Annotated in this window: 16 protein-coding genes and 1 pseudogene; 4 read left to right on the forward strand and 13 right to left on the reverse strand. The window is 66.7% G+C overall.

Annotation, left to right across the window (positions count from 1 at the left end):
• Positions 1–38 precede the first annotated feature (38 nt).
• Positions 39–959, forward strand: a complete 921-nt coding sequence (locus DFS13_RS21420; protein WP_006482592.1) for a LysR family transcriptional regulator — start codon at positions 39–41, stop codon at positions 957–959.
• Positions 960–1,000: 41 nt separating this feature from the next.
• On the opposite strand, the gene DFS13_RS21425 is transcribed toward DFS13_RS21420, so the two are convergent.
• From DFS13_RS21425 to DFS13_RS21435, 3 genes and pseudogenes are all read right to left on the reverse strand, one after another.
• Entirely contained in the window at positions 1,001–2,332 is a 1,332-nt protein-coding gene (locus DFS13_RS21425; RefSeq protein ID WP_006482620.1) for an MFS transporter, read from the reverse strand.
• A gap of 56 nt (positions 2,333–2,388) precedes the next feature.
• On the reverse strand, positions 2,389–3,579 hold the full coding sequence (locus tag DFS13_RS21430; protein ID WP_006482607.1) for a M20 aminoacylase family protein: 1,191 nt from the start codon (positions 3,577–3,579) through the stop codon (positions 2,389–2,391).
• 239 nt (positions 3,580–3,818) lie between these two features.
• A pseudogene (locus DFS13_RS21435) lies at positions 3,819–4,728 on the reverse strand (LysR family transcriptional regulator).
• Between the two features lie 121 nt (positions 4,729–4,849).
• Here DFS13_RS21435 and DFS13_RS21440 point away from each other — a divergent pair.
• The 3 genes from DFS13_RS21440 to DFS13_RS21450 all read left to right on the forward strand — a co-directional run bounded on the left by DFS13_RS21440 (position 4,850) and on the right by DFS13_RS21450 (position 7,283).
• On the forward strand, positions 4,850–5,563 hold the full coding sequence (locus DFS13_RS21440) for a type 1 glutamine amidotransferase domain-containing protein (protein ID WP_006482622.1): 714 nt from the start codon (positions 4,850–4,852) through the stop codon (positions 5,561–5,563).
• A 9-nt stretch (positions 5,564–5,572) separates the two neighbouring features.
• Positions 5,573–6,427: a type 1 glutamine amidotransferase domain-containing protein gene (locus DFS13_RS21445; RefSeq protein ID WP_230205719.1), complete on the forward strand. Its 855-nt coding sequence runs from the start codon at positions 5,573–5,575 to the stop codon at positions 6,425–6,427.
• Positions 6,428–6,488: 61 nt separating this feature from the next.
• On the forward strand, positions 6,489–7,283 hold the full coding sequence (locus DFS13_RS21450; protein ID WP_048987665.1) for an SDR family NAD(P)-dependent oxidoreductase: 795 nt from the start codon (positions 6,489–6,491) through the stop codon (positions 7,281–7,283).
• Positions 7,284–7,474: 191 nt separating this feature from the next.
• Here the strand turns inward: DFS13_RS21450 and DFS13_RS21455 are convergent, their stop codons facing one another.
• The 10 genes from DFS13_RS21455 to DFS13_RS21500 form a co-directional block, all read right to left on the reverse strand.
• Positions 7,475–8,407, reverse strand: a complete 933-nt coding sequence (locus DFS13_RS21455; RefSeq protein ID WP_111442095.1) for an amidohydrolase — start codon at positions 8,405–8,407, stop codon at positions 7,475–7,477.
• Positions 8,408–8,409: 2 nt separating this feature from the next.
• The gene (locus DFS13_RS21460; protein ID WP_006494208.1) at positions 8,410–9,732 is read right to left on the reverse strand and encodes an MFS transporter; all 1,323 of its coding nucleotides are present in this window, start codon (positions 9,730–9,732) and stop codon (positions 8,410–8,412) included.
• An 11-nt stretch (positions 9,733–9,743) separates the two neighbouring features.
• The gene (locus DFS13_RS21465) at positions 9,744–10,982 is read right to left on the reverse strand and encodes an MFS transporter (RefSeq protein WP_111442096.1); all 1,239 of its coding nucleotides are present in this window, start codon (positions 10,980–10,982) and stop codon (positions 9,744–9,746) included.
• Positions 10,979–12,259 carry an MFS transporter gene (locus DFS13_RS21470; protein WP_111442097.1) on the reverse strand — a complete coding sequence of 427 codons (1,281 nt, stop codon included), beginning with the start codon at positions 12,257–12,259 and terminating at the stop codon, positions 10,979–10,981. Before DFS13_RS21470 ends, DFS13_RS21465 begins: the two co-directional genes overlap by 4 nt.
• Positions 12,256–13,302, reverse strand: coding sequence for an amidohydrolase (locus DFS13_RS21475; protein ID WP_111442098.1), 1,047 nt, complete (start codon positions 13,300–13,302; stop codon positions 12,256–12,258). The genes DFS13_RS21470 and DFS13_RS21475 overlap by 4 nt, the downstream gene beginning before the upstream one ends.
• 10 nt (positions 13,303–13,312) lie before the next feature.
• A complete protein-coding gene (locus tag DFS13_RS21480) occupies positions 13,313–14,464 on the reverse strand; it encodes a porin (RefSeq protein WP_006494204.1) in 1,152 nt (383 codons plus the stop codon).
• A 49-nt stretch (positions 14,465–14,513) separates the two neighbouring features.
• The gene (locus DFS13_RS21485; protein WP_111442099.1) at positions 14,514–15,893 is read right to left on the reverse strand and encodes an MFS transporter; all 1,380 of its coding nucleotides are present in this window, start codon (positions 15,891–15,893) and stop codon (positions 14,514–14,516) included.
• A gap of 86 nt (positions 15,894–15,979) precedes the next feature.
• Complete coding sequence (locus DFS13_RS21490; RefSeq protein WP_069352632.1) at positions 15,980–16,921, reverse strand: SMP-30/gluconolactonase/LRE family protein; 942 nt, start codon at positions 16,919–16,921, stop codon at positions 15,980–15,982.
• A gap of 21 nt (positions 16,922–16,942) precedes the next feature.
• A complete protein-coding gene (locus tag DFS13_RS21495) occupies positions 16,943–17,890 on the reverse strand; it encodes an NAD(P)-dependent oxidoreductase (RefSeq protein ID WP_048987772.1) in 948 nt (315 codons plus the stop codon).
• Positions 17,890–18,588 carry an RraA family protein gene (locus DFS13_RS21500; protein WP_111442100.1) on the reverse strand — a complete coding sequence of 233 codons (699 nt, stop codon included), beginning with the start codon at positions 18,586–18,588 and terminating at the stop codon, positions 17,890–17,892. Before DFS13_RS21500 ends, DFS13_RS21495 begins: the two co-directional genes overlap by 1 nt.
• Positions 18,589–18,621 lie beyond the last annotated feature (33 nt).

Genomic DNA, 18,621 nt, shown 5'->3' on the forward strand with positions numbered 1-18,621 from the left:
ATGATCGGTATTTCCGATCACCGGCCTCGCTGCTTCCCATGGCGTTCACGCTGTCCCAGCTCCGCATCTTCCAGGCCGTCGTCGAGCACGGCAGCCTGCGCGCGGCCGCCCGCGCGCTCGATCTCGCGCAAAGCGGCGTCACGCAGCAACTGCAGGGCCTCGAGGCGACGCTCGGCGCGACGCTGTTCACGCGTACCAACCGCGGGATCGTGCCAACGGCCGTCGGCCAGCGGCTGCTCGCGCGGTCCGGTGCGATCCTCGGCGAATGCGAGCAGGTCGAGCGGGAAATCCGTCAGTTGAGCGGCGCCTACGAAGGCACCGTCACGCTCGGCCTCGTGACCGAGCCGCTGATCGACGCGTTCGCGCCGGTGCTGACCGCGTTCCGCGCGCGCTTCGACAAGGTGGACGTGCACCTGCGCACCGGCACGTCGCGGATGATGATCGGCTGGCTGCGCGAAAGCGCGGTCGATTTCGCGATCGCGCTGGTCGCGAAGCAGACCGACACGACCGATCTCGCGGTCACGCCGCTGCGCACGTCGGCGCCGGTGGTCGTGTGCCGCAACGGGCACCCGGCGATGCATGCGCAATCGCTCGCCGAGCTGGCCGCCTATGGATGGGTGTCCACGCGCTCGCCGAACCTGAGCGCCGACCCGGTCGTCAACCGGCTGCTGGCGTACTTCGACGCGCACGGCCAGCCGCCGCCGAAGATTCTCGCGACCGTCGAGGGGATGTTCGAGACGCTGCAGATCGTCACGCAGACCGATTCGCTCGCGCTCGAAACCGAAGCGATCACGCGGCACGGGCCGTTCGCCGGCGCGCTCGCGAAGATATCGGTGCGCGAACGGGCCGACGCGCAGGACGTGTGCCTGCTGCAGCGCGCGGCCGTGCCGCTGACGCCGGCCGCGCAGGAACTCGCGACGATGCTCGCGTCGTATCTGAGGGTCGTGCGCGGGCGGTAAGCGCATCGGGCCGCGTCGCGGCCCGCATCGCGCCTCGCACGTCAGTCCAGCGATTCCCGCGCCGTCTCGCGCAGCATCGCGACCGCGACCAGCGACAGCACCACGCACGCGGCCACGTAGCCGGCCGGCGCGAGCTTGCTGCCGGTCGTCTTCACGAGCCAGGTCGCGATCAGCTGCGCGGTGCCGCCGAAGATCGTCACCGCGAGCGCATACGCGATCGAGATCCCCGTCGCGCGCACGTGGCGCGGCAGCGACTCGCACATCAGCGCCATTTCCGATGCGGAGCCGAGCGAATAGAACAGCAGCATCAGCGCGGTCAGCGGCAGGATCACCGACAGCGTCGGATGATGGTTCATCAGCCAGAACGCCGGGAACAGCAGCGCGACCAGCACGCCGCGGCCGACGAAGATCGGCAGGCGGCGGCTGCCGAGCCGGTCCGACAGCCAGCCGAACAGCGGGCACGTGACCAGCATCACGCAGCCCGACGCGACGCCGACGAACATCGACAGCTTCATCGGCAGGCCGAGCGTATGGATCGCGTAGGTCGGCATGTAGAAGGTCAGGATGTAGGTCGACACCGTGCCGCCCATCACCGTGAGCATCAGCAGCAACACCGTGCGCGTGTGCTTCGAGAACAGTTCGTGCAGCACGCCGCGCTCGATGCCGTGATGGCGGTCGCCGGGCGCATCGTCCGCGAGCCGGCGGCGCAAAAACATCCCGACTGGCGCGATCAGCACGCCGACGAGAAACGGCAGCCGCCAGCCCCAACCTTCCAGCGCATCCTTCGTCATCGTGTTCGACAGCAGCGCTGCGAAGCCCGAGCCCATCAGCGCGGCGCCGCCCTGCGTCGCGAGCTGCCAGCTCGCGCGGAACCCGCGACGCGACGTGCCGCCCTGTTCGAGCAGCGTCGACGTCGCCGCGCCGAATTCGCCGCCCTGTGAGAAACCCTGCAGCAAGCGCGCGAACACGACGAGCAGCGGCGCGGCGACGCCCACCTGCGCATAGGTCGGCGCGATCGCGATCAGGCCGGTGCCGAGCGCCATCAGCATGATCGTCAGGTTCAGCGCGGCCTTGCGTCCCTTGCGGTCCGCGTAGACGCCGAGCACGACGCTGCCGAGCGGCCGCGTGAAGAAGCCGGCGGCGAACGTCGCGACCGACAGCAGCAGCGACGTGGTCGGGTCGCTCGACGGGAAGAACAGCTTGCCGATCAGCACCGCGAAGAAGCCGTACACGGTGAAATCGAAGAATTCCAGCCAGTTGCCGATCACGGCCGCGGCGATCGCGCCGCGCCGCGTGACGGCAGGCGCGCCCGGCGCGCCGGTGTCGGCGGCGTCCGTCGTCGCGGGGTGCAGCGCGAGATGGTCCTTCTGCATCGCTATCCTCTCCTGTCAATGCGGCCGGAAGCGCCGGCCGCGCGCCGCCGCCGCGATCACTGTCCGAGGTAACGCTCGACGAGGCGCGTCCAGAACGCCGCGCCGATCGGCAGGTTGCGATCGTTGAAGTCGTATTTCGGGTTGTGCACCATGCAGCCGTCCTCGCCTTCGCCGTTGCCGAGCCGCACGAACGAGCCCGGTCGCTGCTGCAGCATGAACGCGAAATCCTCGCTGCCCATCAGCAGGTCGGCCTGCTCGACCACGTGCGCATCGCCGACGAGTTCGCGCGCGACCTGCGCGGCGAAATCCGTTTCGGCATCCGTATTGACGACGACCGGATAGCCTTCGATGTACTCGACGTTGGCAGTCGCACCGTAGCTCGCGGCCTGCGTTTCGGCCAGCTCGGTGATGCGGCGCTTGAGCAGCGCGCGCACGTCGGGGCTGAACGAACGCACGCTGAGCTCGAGGCGCGCACCGTTCGGAATCACGTTGTTCGCGGTGCCCGCGTGCATCGAGCCGACCGTGACGACCGCCGGCTGCGACGGGTCGACGTTGCGCGCGACGATCGTCTGCAGCGCCATCACGATGCTCGCCGCGACGACGACCGGATCGACCGTGAGGTGCGGCCGCGCCGCGTGGCCGCCGACGCCTTCGATCGTGATGATCGCCTTGTCGCCCGCCGACATGAACGGGCCGCGCCGCGTGAGGAATACGCCGGGCGCCGCGCCCGGATGGTTGTGCATGCCGAACACCGCATCGCACGGGAAACGCTCGAACAGGCCGTCGTCGATCATCTTCTTCGCGCCGCTGTCGACGCCGTGCTCTTCCGCCGGCTGGAAATACAGGTGCACGGTGCCCGAGAAGTGGCGCGTCTTCGCGAGATGCTGGGCGGCGCCGAGCAGCATCGTGGTGTGGCCGTCGTGGCCGCATGCGTGCATCTTGCCGTGCGTGCCGCTCGCATACGGCAGGCCGGTCGCCTCGACGATCGGCAGCGCGTCCATGTCCGCGCGAATGCCGATGCTGCGCGTGCCGTCGCCCACCCTCAGCGTGCCGACGACACCCGTCTTGCCGACGCCGCGCGTCACCTGCCAGCCCCATTGCTCGAGCTTGTCCGCGACGAGCGCGGCCGTGTCGTGCTCTTCGTACGCGAGTTCGGGGTGGTGATGGATGTGGTGACGGATCTCGCGCAGCCCGCCGGCGGCGGGCATCAGATCCTCGACTTCGGTGAAGCGGGTATCGGTGGTCATCAAGGGGCTCCTGCCGTTTGTCTGCGCACGCCGCGGATGCGTGCGGGAAAGCGAGCCACTATAGCGAGCCGATATCGGTTCAAGAAGATGCGGAATTTTTCACCGTGATAAGTGTTTTTAATCAGGGTTAATACGGGGCTTCGGTCCGGCTCGTGTCGCTTTCGATGAGATGCGAATACAGGCATCCGATGCAGCACCCGTCACGCCACGTCGAATCTCGCGTCGGCATTGCCGGCACTTCAAGCCTCGGATGCCGACGTGACCAACATGTCGATCAAGTTGCGGGACGCGGCCGACAGACGGCGATGCGGCGCATAGACGACCGAAAACGGCCGTGTGCGACCGCGCAGATGGGGCAGCACTTCGACGAGATGTCCGGCCTGGATCCGATCCTGAACGATGAAGTCGTAGGTCTGGCATATACCGGCGCCGCTCTGCGCCATCGACACGACACCGAGCACATCGTCGGACACCGCGACGTTCGAAGCCGGCAGCCAATCGATGTCCTGATCGCCGTCGCGGAATACCCAGGGTGCGATACGGCCGCTGCTGGGCAGCATGAACGGCAAACAAAGATGGTGCTCCAGGTCGGCCACATTTCCGGGCGTGCCGGCGTGCGCGACATACTCGGGCGACGCGACCAGGCACAGTGCCGCATCCTCGATGCTTGCGCGCGACCAGACCGCTGTCCGGCAATTCGCCCAGACGGATCGCCAGGTCGAAGCCCTCGGCCACGAGATCCACGTTCCGGTTCGCGATGTTCAACTCCACGCGAACGTGCGGGTGTTCCCGCGTGAACCGCCGAAGCAGCGGCGGCAGACGATAGTGCCCGTACGTCGTGGGTACGCTCAGCCGGACATGGCCGGTCAAGGTACCGCCGTGCCCCTGAATGGCCCGCTCGGCGTCATCGATCAGCAGGAACGCCGCGCGCGATTGTTCCAGATAGAGCCGGCCGTGCTCCGTCAGGCTCAACCGCCGCGTGGAGCGACGCAGCAACTGCGTGCCCAGCCGGGCTTCCAGGCGTGTGATGGCCCGGCTCAACACGGAAGGCGTGCTGCCCAATGCCACCGCGCCGGCAGTCATCGAGCCTTTTTCGACCACCGTCACGAATGCTTCCACGTCACCGAGATGGTCGAATTTGCGCGCCATCTTGTCCTCCAAAGAACAAAAGCTTTACTTTTCCGCCAGTTTATCTCCGCGAACGAGCCAAATAAAGTGCGTGCGTCGTGACTGCATCGTCGAGTCACCCATTGAAATCCAGGAGCACAGCATGAATGGCGAACATCGCGACCGGCAGGATCTGTCGGTTCTATTCGTACTCACGAGCCACGCAAGGAAAGGCTCGACCGGGGAGCCGACCGGTTTCTATCTCGGCGAAGTGACGCATCCGCTGGCCGAACTCGACGCGGCCGGCATTCCCGTCGAATTCGCATCGATTCAGGGCGGTGAACCGCCCGTCGACGGGCTCGATCTCGATGACGAAATCAACGCCCGGTATTGGAGCGATGCCGCGTTCCGAGACGCACTGCGCCACACGCAGCGGCTCGGCGACGTCGACGCGTCGAAATATGCGGCGGTCTTCTTTGCCGGCGGTCATGGCGCAATGTGGGATTTTCCCCGCAACGCCGACGTGGAGAAGGTGACGCGCACGATCTATGAAGCGGGTGGCGTGGTTGGTGCCGTATGTCACGGCCCGGCCGCACTGGTCGACGTGAAGTTCGACGACGGTACCTATCTCGTCGCCGGAAAGAATCTGAGCGCATTCACGGACGAAGAAGAACGGGCGGTCCAGCTCGATCGCGTGGTCCCCTTCCTGCTCGCGAGTACGTTGAGGCAGCGTGGCGCACTTCACGATCCCGCACCGAACTGGACCGCAAAGGTCGTCGTCGACGGACGGCTCGTGACCGGCCAGAACCCGCAGTCGGCTTCCGGCGTGGGCGCCGCGATGCGTCATCTGTTGCTCACCCGTTCACGACAAGCCTGAAACTTCCCGATGGAGAAAGCGATGTATTCGATGCGCAAGCTCGCCGTTGCGGCAATCCTCGGCATTGCCGCATACGGCGCCCACGCTGCCAACGTGCTTGTGGTGTTGTCGGATTCCGACCACCTCGACCTGAAGGACGGCAAGGTCTTCGCGACGGGCTTCTACCTGAACGAGCTGATGCAGCCCGTGAAGGCGCTGCTCGATGCCGGCCACCAGGTGACCTTCGCGACGCCGGAGGGCAAGGCGCCGACGCTGGACGTCACGTCGGCCGACAAGATGTACTTCAACGGCGACGAAAACGCGATGCGCGACTACCGCGCGTTGCTCGACCGGCTGCAAATCACGTCGCGCGCGCACTCCCCGGTGATCAGCCTGTCGCGGGTGGAGCAGATCGGTTACGCGCACTTCGATGCCGTCTATGTTCCCGGCGGCCATGCGCCGATGCAGGACCTGTTGACCAGTGCCGCCGTCGGCAGATTGCTGGCCGACTTTCACGCGCGCGGCAAGACCACTGCGCTCGTTTGCCACGGCCCGATTGCGCTGCTGTCGACCCTGCCCGATGCGCCGGGCTTCACGCGAAAGCTCGCGGCGGGAAACGCGGGCGACGGCGACATGAAATGGATCTATGCCGGTTACCGGATGACGGTGATCAGCAACGCGGAAGAAGAGCAAGCCAAAGGGCTGCTCGGCGGCGGCGCGATGAAGTTCTATCCGCAGACCGCATTGCAACGCGCGGGTGGCGTTTATAGCAGCAACGAGGTGCCGTTTACCGCGCACATGGTGACCGACCGCGAATTGATCACCGGACAGAATCCGGCGTCGGCGCTGGACGTCGCCGGCGAAATGCTGAAGCGGCTCAAGTAATGCCGTGCAACGGACCGGCCGTGCCGGTTCCTCGATGAGTAAAGCAAAGGAGAAGCAAACCGTGGATCTGCAACTTGAAGGAAAAACCGCGATCGTCACCGGCGCCACCGCCGGCATCGGGATGGCGATCGCGCGAACATTGGCATCGGAAGGCGTCGCGGTCACGATCACGGGGCGGCAACGAGACAAGCTCGACGCAGCCGTCGCCGAGCTCTCCGCTGCCGCGCCGCGCGGCAGCGTACGCGGCATCGTCGCCGACGTGAGCGGCGAGCGAGGCGTCGCGGCACTGATCGATGCCCAGCCGGACACGGATATTCTCGTGAACAATCTCGGCTACTACGAAGCGAAGCCGTTCGCGGAGATCACCGACGACGACTGGTTGCGAATGATCGACGTCAACGTGATGTCGGGTGTCAGGCTGTCACGGCATTACTTTCCTCGCATGCTTGCGAAGAACTGGGGGCGTGTGATCTTCATGTCCAGCGAAGTCGGTGCGTTCACGCCGCCGGACATGGTGCACTACGGTGTCAGCAAATCGGCCCAACTCGCGGTCTCGCGCGGCATGGCCGAACTGACGAAGGGAACCGGCGTGACCGTCAACAGCGTACTGCCGTCCGCCACGCGATCCGAAGGCATCGTCGCGTATCTTCGGCAAACCGCGCCTCGGCCCGATATGACCGATGCGGAAATCGAATCGCACTTCTTCGGCACGTATCGTCCAAGCTCGCTGATCGCCCGCATGATCGAGGCCGACGAGATTGCCGCGATGGTGGCGCTGCTTGCCAGCCCTTTGGGCGCGGCATCCAATGGCGCCGCGGTGCGCGTCGAGGGCGGCACCTACCGGTCGATTCTCTGAGCCGCAGGCCGCTTGTCGGCGCACATGCCTGCGTCGCCGTCGACGCGCGCGTCTGCCCGGATACCGCGCGACGCGGTCGGCGGTAGCCGCCGCCGAGCAGCCGCTGGCTCCATCCGCCTTCAAACATATCCTCCGATTGCGGACGACATCGTTTCGTCAGCGGCTTCAAGCTTCCCGACCTCCTCCCCGCGCTATGCAAATCCGTACAACTTCGCCGGGTTCGTGACGAATATCCGCTGCTGCCAGTCCGGCCGCCCGATCCAGCCGGCGATCACGTCCAGCAAGCTTGCGTCGTCCGGCTTGTCCGTCTTCTGCGTCGGGTGCGGCCAGTCGGTGCCCCACAGCATGCGTTCCGGCGCCATGTCGATCAGCGCCTTCGCGACCGGCGCGACGTCGTCGTAGGCGGGCGCGCCCGTCTTGCTGTCGACGTACGGCCCCGACAACGTGATCCACGTATGGCCCTTTTCCACGAGGCGTTGCGCGGTACGAAACGCGGCCGACGACAGTCCGCCGGGCTGCGGCACATGCGCGATATGGTCGATGACGAGCGGGCAAGGCAACGCCGCAAGATGCGGCTCCAGCTCAGGCAGCCGCGCACCCTGCACCACCAGCTCGATGTGCCATCCGAGGTTCGCGATGCGCGCGGCGAGCGGCGCCAGCATGTCGAGTGTCGTCGCACCCGGATAGCTGAGGTTGAAGCGGATCGCACGGATGCCGCCGCGATCGAGCATCCGAAGTTCGTCGTCGCTCACGGTGCCGTCGACCACCGCCACGCCACGCGCGTCGGCGCCGAACTGCGCGATCGCCGCCAGCGTGCAGCGATTGTCCGTCCCGTACGTCGACGGCGTCACGACCACGTTGCGCTTCACGCCGATACGCGCCAGCACGCTTCGGTATTGCGCGACGGTCGCATTCGGCGGGCGCAGCGTCGTGCCCGGCGCGACCGGAAACCGGTCGTCGTAGACGTGCATGTGACAGTCGATCGCCCCGTCGGGCAACCGGAACGCCGGCCGTCCGGTGCCGCTCGACCACGTTTCGTCGGCCGCGGCCAGCCTCGGCAATGCAGCCGAAGCCAGCGCGGCGCCGGCGATCCGGAGGAATTCACGTCTCGCGATGCGCGCCATGATCAGATGGTCCCCGTCTTGCCGACCAGCTTGCCGGCCGCATGATTGCGCGTGAGCAGCAGCAGCGTCGCGACGCTCACGAGCGTGAGGATCGCGAGCGGCATCAATGCGAGCGCGTAGCTGCCCGTCGCCGCCTTCACCCACCCGTATACGTTCACCATCAGCCCGCCGCCGAGCAGGTTCGCGATGGCATTGACCGTCGCGAGCCCGGCCGCCACGGTGCTGTTGGACAGCATGTCGGTCGCGAGCGCCCAGAACGGGCCCTTGAACGAATACGCGCCGACCAGCACCGCGCAGAGCATGCAGATCGTGGGCAGCAGCGATCCGCTCAGCGACGTCGCGAACAGGCCCACGCCGATCAGCAGCATCGGCACGACCGTGTGCCAGCGGCGTTCGCCGAGGCGGTCCGAGCGCCGGCCCCAGTAAACCATCAGGATCGAGGCCACCGCGTACGGCACCGAGTTCAGCAGGCCGGTTTCCATGACGGTCAAGCCGAACGACTTCAGCAACTGCGGCTGCCACACGGACAGCGTGCTGCCTGCCGCGGAAGCACACGTGTCGACGAGCGCGAGGCACAGCACATAGCGGTTGCGGAACAGTTGCGAAAGCGGCAACGACGGCACCTTCTTGCGCGTCTTGTGGCCGGCGGCCAGCGCGTTCGAGAGCCACGCGCGCTCGTCGTCGTCGAGCCACCTCGCGTTCTCCGGCTTGTTCGTCAGCATGAACAGGCACGCGATGCCGAGCAGCACCGTGGGAATGCCTTCGAGGATGAACAGCCAGTGCCAGCCACGCAGGCCCCAGACACCGTCCATCTGCAACAGCAGCGCGGAGATCGGCGAGCCGATGAAGCTCGCGGCCGGAATCGCGACCATGAACGTCGCGACGATCCGCGCCCGGTACTGCGCGGGAATCCAGTACGACAAATACAGCAGCACGCCCGGGAAGAAGCCGGCCTCGGCCGCGCCCAGCAGGAAACGCAGCACGTAGAACGTCGTCGCGTTGTGCACGAGCGCGGTCGCCGCCGACACGATGCCCCACGTGATCATGATCCGCGCGATCCAGATTCGCGCGCCGTATTTCTGCAGCGCGAGATTGCTCGGCACTTCGAAAAAGAAGTACGAGATGAAGAACAGGCTGCTGCCGAAACCGAAGACCTGCGCCGACATCCCGAGGTCATGGTTCATCTGCAGCGACGCCATCCCCACGTTGCCCCGGTCGATGAAGGCAAGCAGGTAGCAGATCATCAAGAAGGGAATGAGTCGCCAGACGACCTTTCGTATGGTCCGGCGCTCGATCGCGGACGCTTCCATGAAACCGGCTTGCATGTTGTCTCCGTTTATTGTGCGCCTGAGCGCGTTGCTGTGAACCGTTGCCACGCGATGACCGCCACCACGCCGCACGCCAGCACGGCGGCCATGGCGGCGAAGGTGTGTCGCACGCCGAGCGCCTCCGATGCGCTGCCGACGAGCAGGTAACCGAACGGCATCGTGCCGTTGTAGGCCATGCCGTACATCCCGACGAGCCCGCCGCGCACGTGTTCTGGGCACTGCCGCTGAATCGTCGCGTTCGTCGACGTGGCCGCGAACGTGAGGCTGAAGCCGAGCGCGTAGAACGCGGGAATCGATCCCGCCGCATCGGTCGTCGCGGCCAGTACGGCCAGCGCGCCGACTGCCGTCCACGGCGCATACGCGATGAGCCGGCGCGACGCACGCGGCCCGAACGCCGACGACAGCAGCACCGCCGCGCTCAACGAGCCGGCGCCGGCGCACGCGAAGAACACGCCGGTAAAGCGTGCCGCGTCGTGAAAGCCCTGGTCCGCGAGCAGCGGCACGAGCGTCTGGTAGCTGCCGGCGAACAGGCCGATGCACGCGAGAATCGGCAGATAGCGGGCCGAGAACGCATCGGACAGCACGTAGCCGACCGCATCGCGCAGGCCGCTTTCCGTGCGCGACGGGCCGTCCACCGTCGCGGTCCGGATCGACCGCACGCACGCCGCCATGAAGCACAGCGCGAGCGCATAGATCGCGAACGACGTCCGCGGGCCGAGCGTCGGATAGACGAAGCCGGCGATGGTCGGGCCGACCATACGCCCGACGTTGTAGACCATCGTGTTCATCGCGACCGCGTTGGACGTGTGCGTCGGATCCTGCAAGCTCGTCAGCAGCAGCACCTGCCGCGCCGGCGTTTCCACCGCGCTCGACACGCCGATCGCCAGCGCATGCGCAAGGATCAGCTTCACGCCGAGCAGGCCAAGCAGCGACAACGTGAAGAGGCTGCCCGTCAGCAGCAGCGACGTCGTCAGCACGCAGAGCGTCACGCGGCGCGCGTTGGCCGAGCCGATGCGGGAGCCCGCCACCGGTGCGACGATCAACTGCGGCCCGTACAGCAGGAAGTTGAGCAGCGCGAGGATCGCCGCCGAGCCGGACAGGTGATAGATCAGCAGATTCAGCGTGACGTTCTGCGTCCAGCTGCCGAGCACCGACGCGACCTGCCCGCTCAGGTAGCGCCGCAGCGATGCCTCCGTCAGCGCGGGAAACAGCCTGTTCACCCATCCCGCTTGCGTCGCCACGTTCATGACAGCGCCTTTCCGCGCGTTTCAGGCGCGAACAGCACGACCGCGGCCGCGGCGACGAACGCGACGATCGTCGTCGCGAGTCCGAGCACGAAGCCGCCCGACGTCGACGCCAGCGCACCGATGATCAACGGCGCGATGAAGCCGCCGAGCCGGCCGCCGTTGTATGCGAGACCCATGAAGAAGCCGCGCGATGCCGTGTTGCCGATGATCTCCGCGAGGAACGGGCCGGCACCCGCGAAGATGCCGTTCACGCTGAAGCCGGTCAGAAAGATCGCGGTCATCAGCAGCAACGGATTCGCCGACACGATATACACGCCGACGGCCAGCGCGCCGACCAGCAGATAGCCCAGGAACATCGGCCGCCGGCCGAGCCGGTCGACCCATGCCGAGAACAGCAGGAACCCGGCGATCGCGCCGAACTGCAACGCCAGCACGAACTTCAGGCTATGCACGAAGTCGAGGTGCTTCACCGTGATCAGGAACGTCGGCGTCCACGTGAATACGCCCCAGTAGAGGTACTGCAGGAAGAAGATGAAGCAGAAGGCGGTGAGCAGGCCGCGCACGTTCGGCTTCTCGCGACTGGTCGGGCCGGGCTTGCGAGCCTGCGACTGCGCGTGCCTGCGTTCGAGCCAGATCGGTGATTCCGGCGTCTTGCGCGCGACCCAGAACAGGATGAAGAACGGCGACGCACCGATCAGGAACAGCAGACGCCAGCCGTCGCCGCCCAATCCGCCATGCGTGGCGCCGACGATGCCCGAGATCGCGATCGCGAGAATCGCGCCGATCGGCAAGCCCATCTGCATCAGCGCACCGCCCTTGCCGCGCCGGCCCGGATGCCAGGTCTCCGCGATGAGCGCCGCGCCCGCGGTCCAGGTCCCGCCCATGCCGAGCGCGCCGAAAAAGCGCAACGTGGCGAACGCGTGCGCATCGGGCGCAAATGCGATCAGGCCGGAAAACAGCGAGTAGATGCCGACGCAGAGCAGCGCGGTGCGCACGCGCCCGATCCGGTCCGACACGAAGCCGAACAGAATGCCGCCGATGATCTGTCCGGCCGCCGTGACGCTCGTGAACATGCCGAGTTGCGCCTTGTTCAGCCCGAACTGCAGCGCGAGCGTCGGCAGCAGCAGCGACAGCAGGAATGAGTCGTAGCTCTCGAACGTCCAGCCGAGCCCCGCGAGCGACAGCGAACGCCACTCGATACCGGTCACGCGCGTGAGCCCTTTTTCCGCGGCGGCGGCATCGATGTCCTGCGTCGCCACGGTTGCAGTCGTCTTCATGGGCTGTCTCCGGGAATCGCGACGCGATACGTCGAGGCGGCCGTCCGGCTGAACAGCGCGGCCTTTTCGTCGACCGACATCGCGGACGTGAGTCGTTTGAAGGCGTTCCACAGCACGCGATAGCCGAACATCCCCTTGTCGACGGGGAAGTTGCTTTCGAACATGCAGCGATCGACGCCGAAAAGCTCGACGCAGGTATCGAAATACGGCTGCCACGCGGCCGCCAGGTCCTGCGACGACGGCGGCAGCGCGCGCGCGGCGAAGTCGAAACCGAACACGGTCATGCCCGCGCCGCCGAGCTTCATGCGCGTGTTCGGCAACGCGGCGAGACGCGCGAGTTGCCGTTTCCACTGCGCATGCACTTCGGCACGCCGGCCGGCATGCGGCCCCACGCCGACGGGGCCGCCAAAATGGTCGATGACGACGACGACGTCCTCGGACGCGCGCGCGAGTTCGTACAGGTCGTCGAGCTGCGTGTGATAGACCCACGCGTCGAGCGACAGCCCGTAGCGGCCGAGCGTCGTCACGCCCTGCCTGAAAGCCGGCTCCGACATCCGGTCGCGCGGCGGCGTCACCGGGCTCGACCGCACGTCGGGGCTCGCATGCCACGCGAGCGGATTGCGGATGCCGCGCAATCGCCCGCCGGACACCTGCAGCATCGTGTCGAGCACCGCATCGAGTTCCGCGCCGAGCGACAGATCGGCACCGCCGACGATGGCCTCGCAACAGCGCGTGGGGCCGTATGCGCCGCTATCGAACATCGCGGCGATGCCGCTCGCGAATGCCACTTCGCCCACCGGCTTGAACGCCTCCGGCCCGCTTGCGCGCAACATCGAGCGGCACTGCACGTAGACCGTCGACACGACCCGATGCCCGCCGCGCACGTCCGCGCCGAACTCGTCCGCGAGATAGCGCCCGGTCTGGCGGTCCCACAGGTGATGGTGGGCGTCGACGATGGCGAGTTCGGGTTCGAGCACCGGCTCGTCGCGCAATGCGAGCCACTCGGGCCTGACCGGCAGATGGGGCGCGTGAACGGTCTGCATCGCACTCGCCTCAGAACTTCTGGCGCATGCCGATCACCACGCCCGTCTGGTTGTGATCGGGCGCGACCGTGCCATAGCCGTTCACGCCGAGCGCGGAGCCGCCCTTGTTGCGCGCGAAACCCGCCGTCGCATAGATATCGGTGCGCTTCGACAGCAGATAATCCGCACACAGCACGGCGAGCCACGGGTCGGCACTCGTCGAATGCACGTCCTGGTAATAGGCCGTCGCCGTGACCACGAACGCCGGCGACACCGCGTATTGCGCGCCGGCCCAGTACAGGTTCGCCGCGCTGGCATCGGCGCCGTTCGCGACACGGATCGGGTTCGCCGGCAGGAACGCATTCGACGCACGAAGGTAGCGATAACCGGCGAATCCCTTCACCGGCCCGATCGCATACGACGCGGCCGCCGTGGCGCGCCGCTCGGTGCCCGTGTTCGTCGCGACGGTGTTGCTGTTGCGCTGCTCGTACGACACGCTCGCGGCGAGCGGCCCTTGCGAGAAAGTCAGCGCCCCGCTGAAGAAGCGGCCGGTGAGTTGCGCGCCCGGCACCTCGGCGCCGTACCCGGTGTCGTAGCGGGTGCTATACATGGCCTGCGCCGTCAGCGGACCGAACACGCCGGTGTACTTCACCGAGTTGTCGATGCGCGCGGCCGCCGCGTAGTCGACCGATAGCACCGAGTATCGCGACGACGCGCCCATCGGGTCGAAGGCCACGGCCTGTTCGTAAAAGAGCGCGTTCTGGCGGCCGAACGTCAGTTGCTGGCCCCGGTACGCCAGCCCGACCCACGCCTGCCGGCCGAAAATCCGCGACGTCGTGGCGGCGTTCGAACCGAGGCCTTTCGTCGACTGCGCGGTCGTGCCGTCATTGATGTTGAAGCCGTTTTCCAGCTGGAAAATGGCCTTCATGCCGCCGCCGAGATCCTCGACGCCCTTCAGTCCCCAGCGCGAACCGGACAGATTGCCCGACGCTTCGCGCGTCTGCGCGCCGCCGGTATTCGTATTGTTGATGTGCTCGATACCGACGTCGGCAATGCCGTACAGCGTGACGCTGCTTTGCGCATGCGCGGCAGCGCACCACGAGGCCGCGCTCGCGACGGTGACGGCGCCGAGCACGAAGCAGGGTTTCGGGCGGGAATGCTGGCTGGCCTGATTCGACGACATGAAGTCTCCAAACTGTTTTTTGTGGGTGGGTGTTCTGGCGAAAGCAAATTCACGCCTCGCGGACGGCAGGCGCTTCGCCGGCGCCCGAGCCCGGATCGCCGAGCCATGCGATGGTCAACGCGCCGAGCAGCAGCACACCCGACACGGCGATGAGCGGCGCGGTGAAGCCGCCGGAGAATTGCTTGAGCGCACCGATCATTGACGGCCCGACGAAGCCGCCGAGATTGCCGACCGACACGATCAGCGCGAGTCCGCCCGCGGCGGCCCGACCGGTGAGGAATCCCGACGGGATGGCCCAGTAAGTCGCCTGGAACGCGAGGATTCCGCTCACCGTGACGCACAGTGCGATCAGCTTGAAAACCGGCGCATGAATGAAGGCGCTCGCGCACAGCGCCACGGCCGCGACGGCCAGCGCACCGGCGACATACGGAATCCGGTTGGCCGCGCGATTGGCGAGACGCGCCCACCAGAGCATCACGCCGGCGCCGATCGCATACGGAATGGCCGTCAGCCAGCCGACCACCGCGTGTTCGACGCCGAACTGCTTGATGATCTGCGGCATCCACAAGCCGACGCCGAGCGAGCCGACGATCCCGCAGAAGTTGACGAACGCGAGCACGAACACGCGCCAGTTCGTCATCGCGTCGCGCAGTGTGCTGCCGTGCTTCGCGCCGATGTCGCGCTGCTCGAACGCGAGGCGCTTCGCGAGCGACGCCTTCTCTTCGTCATTGAGCCACGCGGCTTTCTCGGGACGGTCGGCCAGCACGAACAGGCACGCGATGCCGAGCATCACCGCAGGGACGCCTTCGATCAGCAGCAGCCATTGCCAGCTGCGCAGCCCATGCAGGCCGCCGAGTTCGAGCAGCGCGCCCGAAACCGGCGAGCCGATCATGTTCGCGACGGGAATGCCGACGAGGAAGGCGGCCGTCACCTTCGCACGCCACTTGCCGGGAAACCAGTGCGTGAAATACAGGTAGATGCCGGGCGTGAATCCCGCCTCGGCGAGCCCGAGCAGAAAACGCGCGGCCGCAAAGCTCTTCGGTCCGACGACGAACGCCGTCGCCATCGAGAACAGGCCCCACGTGATCATGATTCTCGCGATCCATACGCGCGCCCCGACCTTCTGCATGATCAGGTTGCTCGGAATCTCGAACAGGAAATAGCCGATGAAGAACAGGCCTGCACCGACACCGAACTGCTCGGCCGTCAGACCGAGATCCTTGTTCATCGTGAGCGCCGCGAAACCGACGTTGGTCCTGTCGAGATAGCTGATCACGTAGCAGACGAAGATGAACGGCAGAATGCGCCGGAACGCCCTGGCGAGCGTGCGCTCGCTGGCCGCGTAGTCTTCGCCGGCAAGCTGCGGCGAGGATGGCGCGTCGGCGCGTGGGGCGTCATCGCCGGCACGCAGCGCGTGCGAAATGGTCATGCTTGTCTCCTTCGTCGCGCGGCTGGCGGCGCGATCTTTCGGCATGCGGGCGGGAAGCCGACGCGCAGCTTCCCGGCTCGTGGGTCTCAGTCCTGCTTCACTGCCCGTTTCGCGGCCTGTTTCGGCAGCGGGCCGGCAATGCGCATGTCCGCTTTCAGGACGGAACCGGACGTCGATTCGGTGATGAAGAGCGTCTTCATGTCCGGGCCGCCGAAGCACACGCTCGTGAGCGACGCCCCTTTCGGTCCGGTCAGGATCTCGACGGGCTCCGCGCAATGGTTGAGCACCCACACGCGGCCAAGCCCCGGATTCGCGACGAACAGGCGGCCTTCGAGATCGACGGTGAGGCCGTCGGGACCGCTCGGTCCGTACGACGTGAAGAACTGACTGACCTTGCTGACCGACCCGTCGGCCTGCAGCGGCATGCGCCACACGGCATTGCCGCGCGTCATCGCGACGAACAGCACCTTCTCGTCGCGCGACAGGACGAGCCCGTTCGGGCTCGGGCAGGTGCCGAGCAGCATGTCGAGCTTGCCGTCGGGCGAGAGCCGATACACGCGGCCCGTCGGATCGTGCAGCCCGGTCTGCCCCTGGTCGGTGAAATAGAGGTTGCCGGCCGAGTCGAACGTCAGGTCGTTCACGCCCTTGAAGCGCTCGGTGTTGCGGCGCTCGAGATGCGGGCGAATTTCACCGCGCTCGATATCGAGCAGCATCAGGCCGTTCCGATAGTCGGTGATGATCAGGTGCGATGCGTCGAAGCGCTTCATCCCGTTGGGCTCGCCGTCGTATTCGACGACGAGATCCCAGTCGCCCGACGGCGAAATGCGGAAAATGCGCCCGTGCGGAATGTCGGTGACGAACAGATAGCCGTCCGGGTCCCACACCGGCCCTTCGAGAAAGGAGTCCGTGACCATGCCGCCGCGATTCGCGCGCGCCCATTCCGTGCGGACGTCCGGCTTGCGAAACTTCTCCGGCATGCGCGTGAACACGTCGGCTTCGCGCACGTCGGGACTCGTCAGATAAAACATGCGTACCTCGATGTCCAGGGTTCAGGCCGCGCTATGCGCGCGTTCGTCGAGCACCGCGAGAACGTTGGCGGCCGCGCCCTTGCCCATGTTCACGTACGCGGCATCGCTCACGCCGCCGACATGCGGAGACAGAATCACGTTGGGGATCTGCTGGAACGGGTGCGGCACCGTCATCGGCTCGACATCGAAGCTGTCGAGGCCGGCCGCGCGCAATTGGCCGCTCGCCAGCGCGTCGGCAAGCGCGGCTTCGTCGATCAAGCCACCGCGTGCGGTATTGACGAGAATCGCGCCGCGCTTGAAACGCGCGAAAGTGTCGCGGTTGAGCATCCGGCGGTTGTCGGCCGTCAACGGACAATGCAGCGACACGACGTCCGACTCCGCGTACAGCGTGTCGAGCGGCACGCGCTTCACACCGGCCGGCGCTTCCTTCGCGAACGGATCGAACGCGAGTACCTTCATGCCGAACGCCGCACCGATCGCGGCCACGCGCCGGCCGATCGCGCCGAGTCCGACGAGGCCGAGCGTGCGCCCGTCGAGTTCGACGGACTTGTGCGTCGCCTTGTCCCAATGGCCCTCGCGCATGCGGATATCGAGCTGCGGAACCGACTTCGCACACGCGAGCAGCAGCGCCCATGCGTGCTCGGCGACGGCGGCCGCATTCGCGCCGACCGCGGCGCACACCGCGATACCGCGTGCGGCAGCCGCGTCCTGATCGATCACGTCGATGCCGCTGCCGTGCTTCGAAATCACCTGCAGGTGCTCGGCGGCGTCCATGATGCGGGCGTTGATCTTGCCGTACCGGACGATGATCGCGACCGGCTTGTGCTCGATGCAGAGCGCTACGATGTCGTCCTCGGTCGGTTGCTTGCCGGCGAACACGACGTCGAACTGCGCAAGCATCTCGAGCGCTTGCGGCGCCAGGTCGGCGGCGGTCACGAGGACCACGGGCTGATGCGAAGCGGTCTGCATCACAGCGCCTCGCCTTCGGCCAGCATGCCGGCCGCGCGCAGTTCCTTCTCGATCCAGCCCGGACGAAGATCGCCCTTGTGGATCGCTGCGATACGCGCGGTTTCGAAGTCGAGCTTTTTCTGCGCGAGATCGACGATGCGCGCGACGTCGGCGCGCGCAATGACGACGACGCCGTCGGCGTCGCCGACCACCAGGTCGCCCGGATCGACCGTCGCGCCGCCCAGCGAGATCGGCGCATTCACGCGCCCCGCGATGCTTTTGGTCGGGCCGCACGGATTGAGGCCGGCCGAGAAGATCGGGTAGTCGCCGTTGGCCAGTTCGTGCGCGTCGCGCACCGCGCCGTCGATGACGATGCCGGCGATGCCGCTCGCCTTCGCCTGCGCCGCCATGATTTCGCCAAGCAGCGCGCACGAGATGTCGCCTTTGCCGTCGACCACGACGACGTCGCCCGGCTTCGCGACGGCGAGCGCCGCATGGATCGCCAGGTTGTCGCCCGGACGGACTTCGACCGTGACTGCGGGGCCGGCGACCTTCATCTTCGGCGACAGCGGCCGCACGCGGCCATGCACCGTGCCGCGGCGGCCCGCGACGTCGGCGAGGATCGCGGCCTGGTAACGCGCGGCCGCCTGAACGAGTTCCGGCGAGATGCGTTCGATGTCGCGATTGATCGGAGAAGTACTGACGGATGGCTTGCTCATGACTCGACCTCGGGTTGTGCGTTGTACTGTGTA

This window comes from Burkholderia sp. 28_3 (assembly GCF_003253915.1).
GTDB lineage: Bacteria > Pseudomonadota > Gammaproteobacteria > Burkholderiales > Burkholderiaceae > Burkholderia > Burkholderia cenocepacia.

What these genes read in the sequence shown, in the direction of transcription:
- DFS13_RS21430 (WP_006482607.1), bottom strand. Translation starts at nt 3,579, where the DNA reads ATGACCACCGATACCCGCTTCACCGAAGTCGAGGATCTGATGCCCGCC.
- DFS13_RS21475 (WP_111442098.1), bottom strand. Translation starts at nt 13,302, where the DNA reads ATGCAGACCGTTCACGCGCCCCATCTGCCGGTCAGGCCCGAGTGGCTC.
- DFS13_RS21470 (WP_111442097.1), bottom strand. Translation starts at nt 12,259, where the DNA reads ATGAAGACGACTGCAACCGTGGCGACGCAGGACATCGATGCCGCCGCC.
- DFS13_RS21445 (WP_230205719.1), top strand. Translation starts at nt 5,573, where the DNA reads ATGGAGAAAGCGATGTATTCGATGCGCAAGCTCGCCGTTGCGGCAATC.
- DFS13_RS21480 (WP_006494204.1), bottom strand. Translation starts at nt 14,464, where the DNA reads ATGTCGTCGAATCAGGCCAGCCAGCATTCCCGCCCGAAACCCTGCTTC.
- DFS13_RS21460 (WP_006494208.1), bottom strand. Translation starts at nt 9,732, where the DNA reads ATGCAAGCCGGTTTCATGGAAGCGTCCGCGATCGAGCGCCGGACCATA.
- DFS13_RS21465 (WP_111442096.1), bottom strand. Translation starts at nt 10,982, where the DNA reads ATGAACGTGGCGACGCAAGCGGGATGGGTGAACAGGCTGTTTCCCGCG.
- DFS13_RS21495 (WP_048987772.1), bottom strand. Translation starts at nt 17,890, where the DNA reads ATGCAGACCGCTTCGCATCAGCCCGTGGTCCTCGTGACCGCCGCCGAC.
- DFS13_RS21440 (WP_006482622.1), top strand. Translation starts at nt 4,850, where the DNA reads ATGAATGGCGAACATCGCGACCGGCAGGATCTGTCGGTTCTATTCGTA.
- DFS13_RS21500 (WP_111442100.1), bottom strand. Translation starts at nt 18,588, where the DNA reads ATGAGCAAGCCATCCGTCAGTACTTCTCCGATCAATCGCGACATCGAA.
- DFS13_RS21425 (WP_006482620.1), bottom strand. Translation starts at nt 2,332, where the DNA reads ATGCAGAAGGACCATCTCGCGCTGCACCCCGCGACGACGGACGCCGCC.
- DFS13_RS21455 (WP_111442095.1), bottom strand. Translation starts at nt 8,407, where the DNA reads ATGGCGCGCATCGCGAGACGTGAATTCCTCCGGATCGCCGGCGCCGCG.
- DFS13_RS21420 (WP_006482592.1), top strand. Translation starts at nt 39, where the DNA reads ATGGCGTTCACGCTGTCCCAGCTCCGCATCTTCCAGGCCGTCGTCGAG.
- DFS13_RS21485 (WP_111442099.1), bottom strand. Translation starts at nt 15,893, where the DNA reads ATGACCATTTCGCACGCGCTGCGTGCCGGCGATGACGCCCCACGCGCC.
- DFS13_RS21490 (WP_069352632.1), bottom strand. Translation starts at nt 16,921, where the DNA reads ATGTTTTATCTGACGAGTCCCGACGTGCGCGAAGCCGACGTGTTCACG.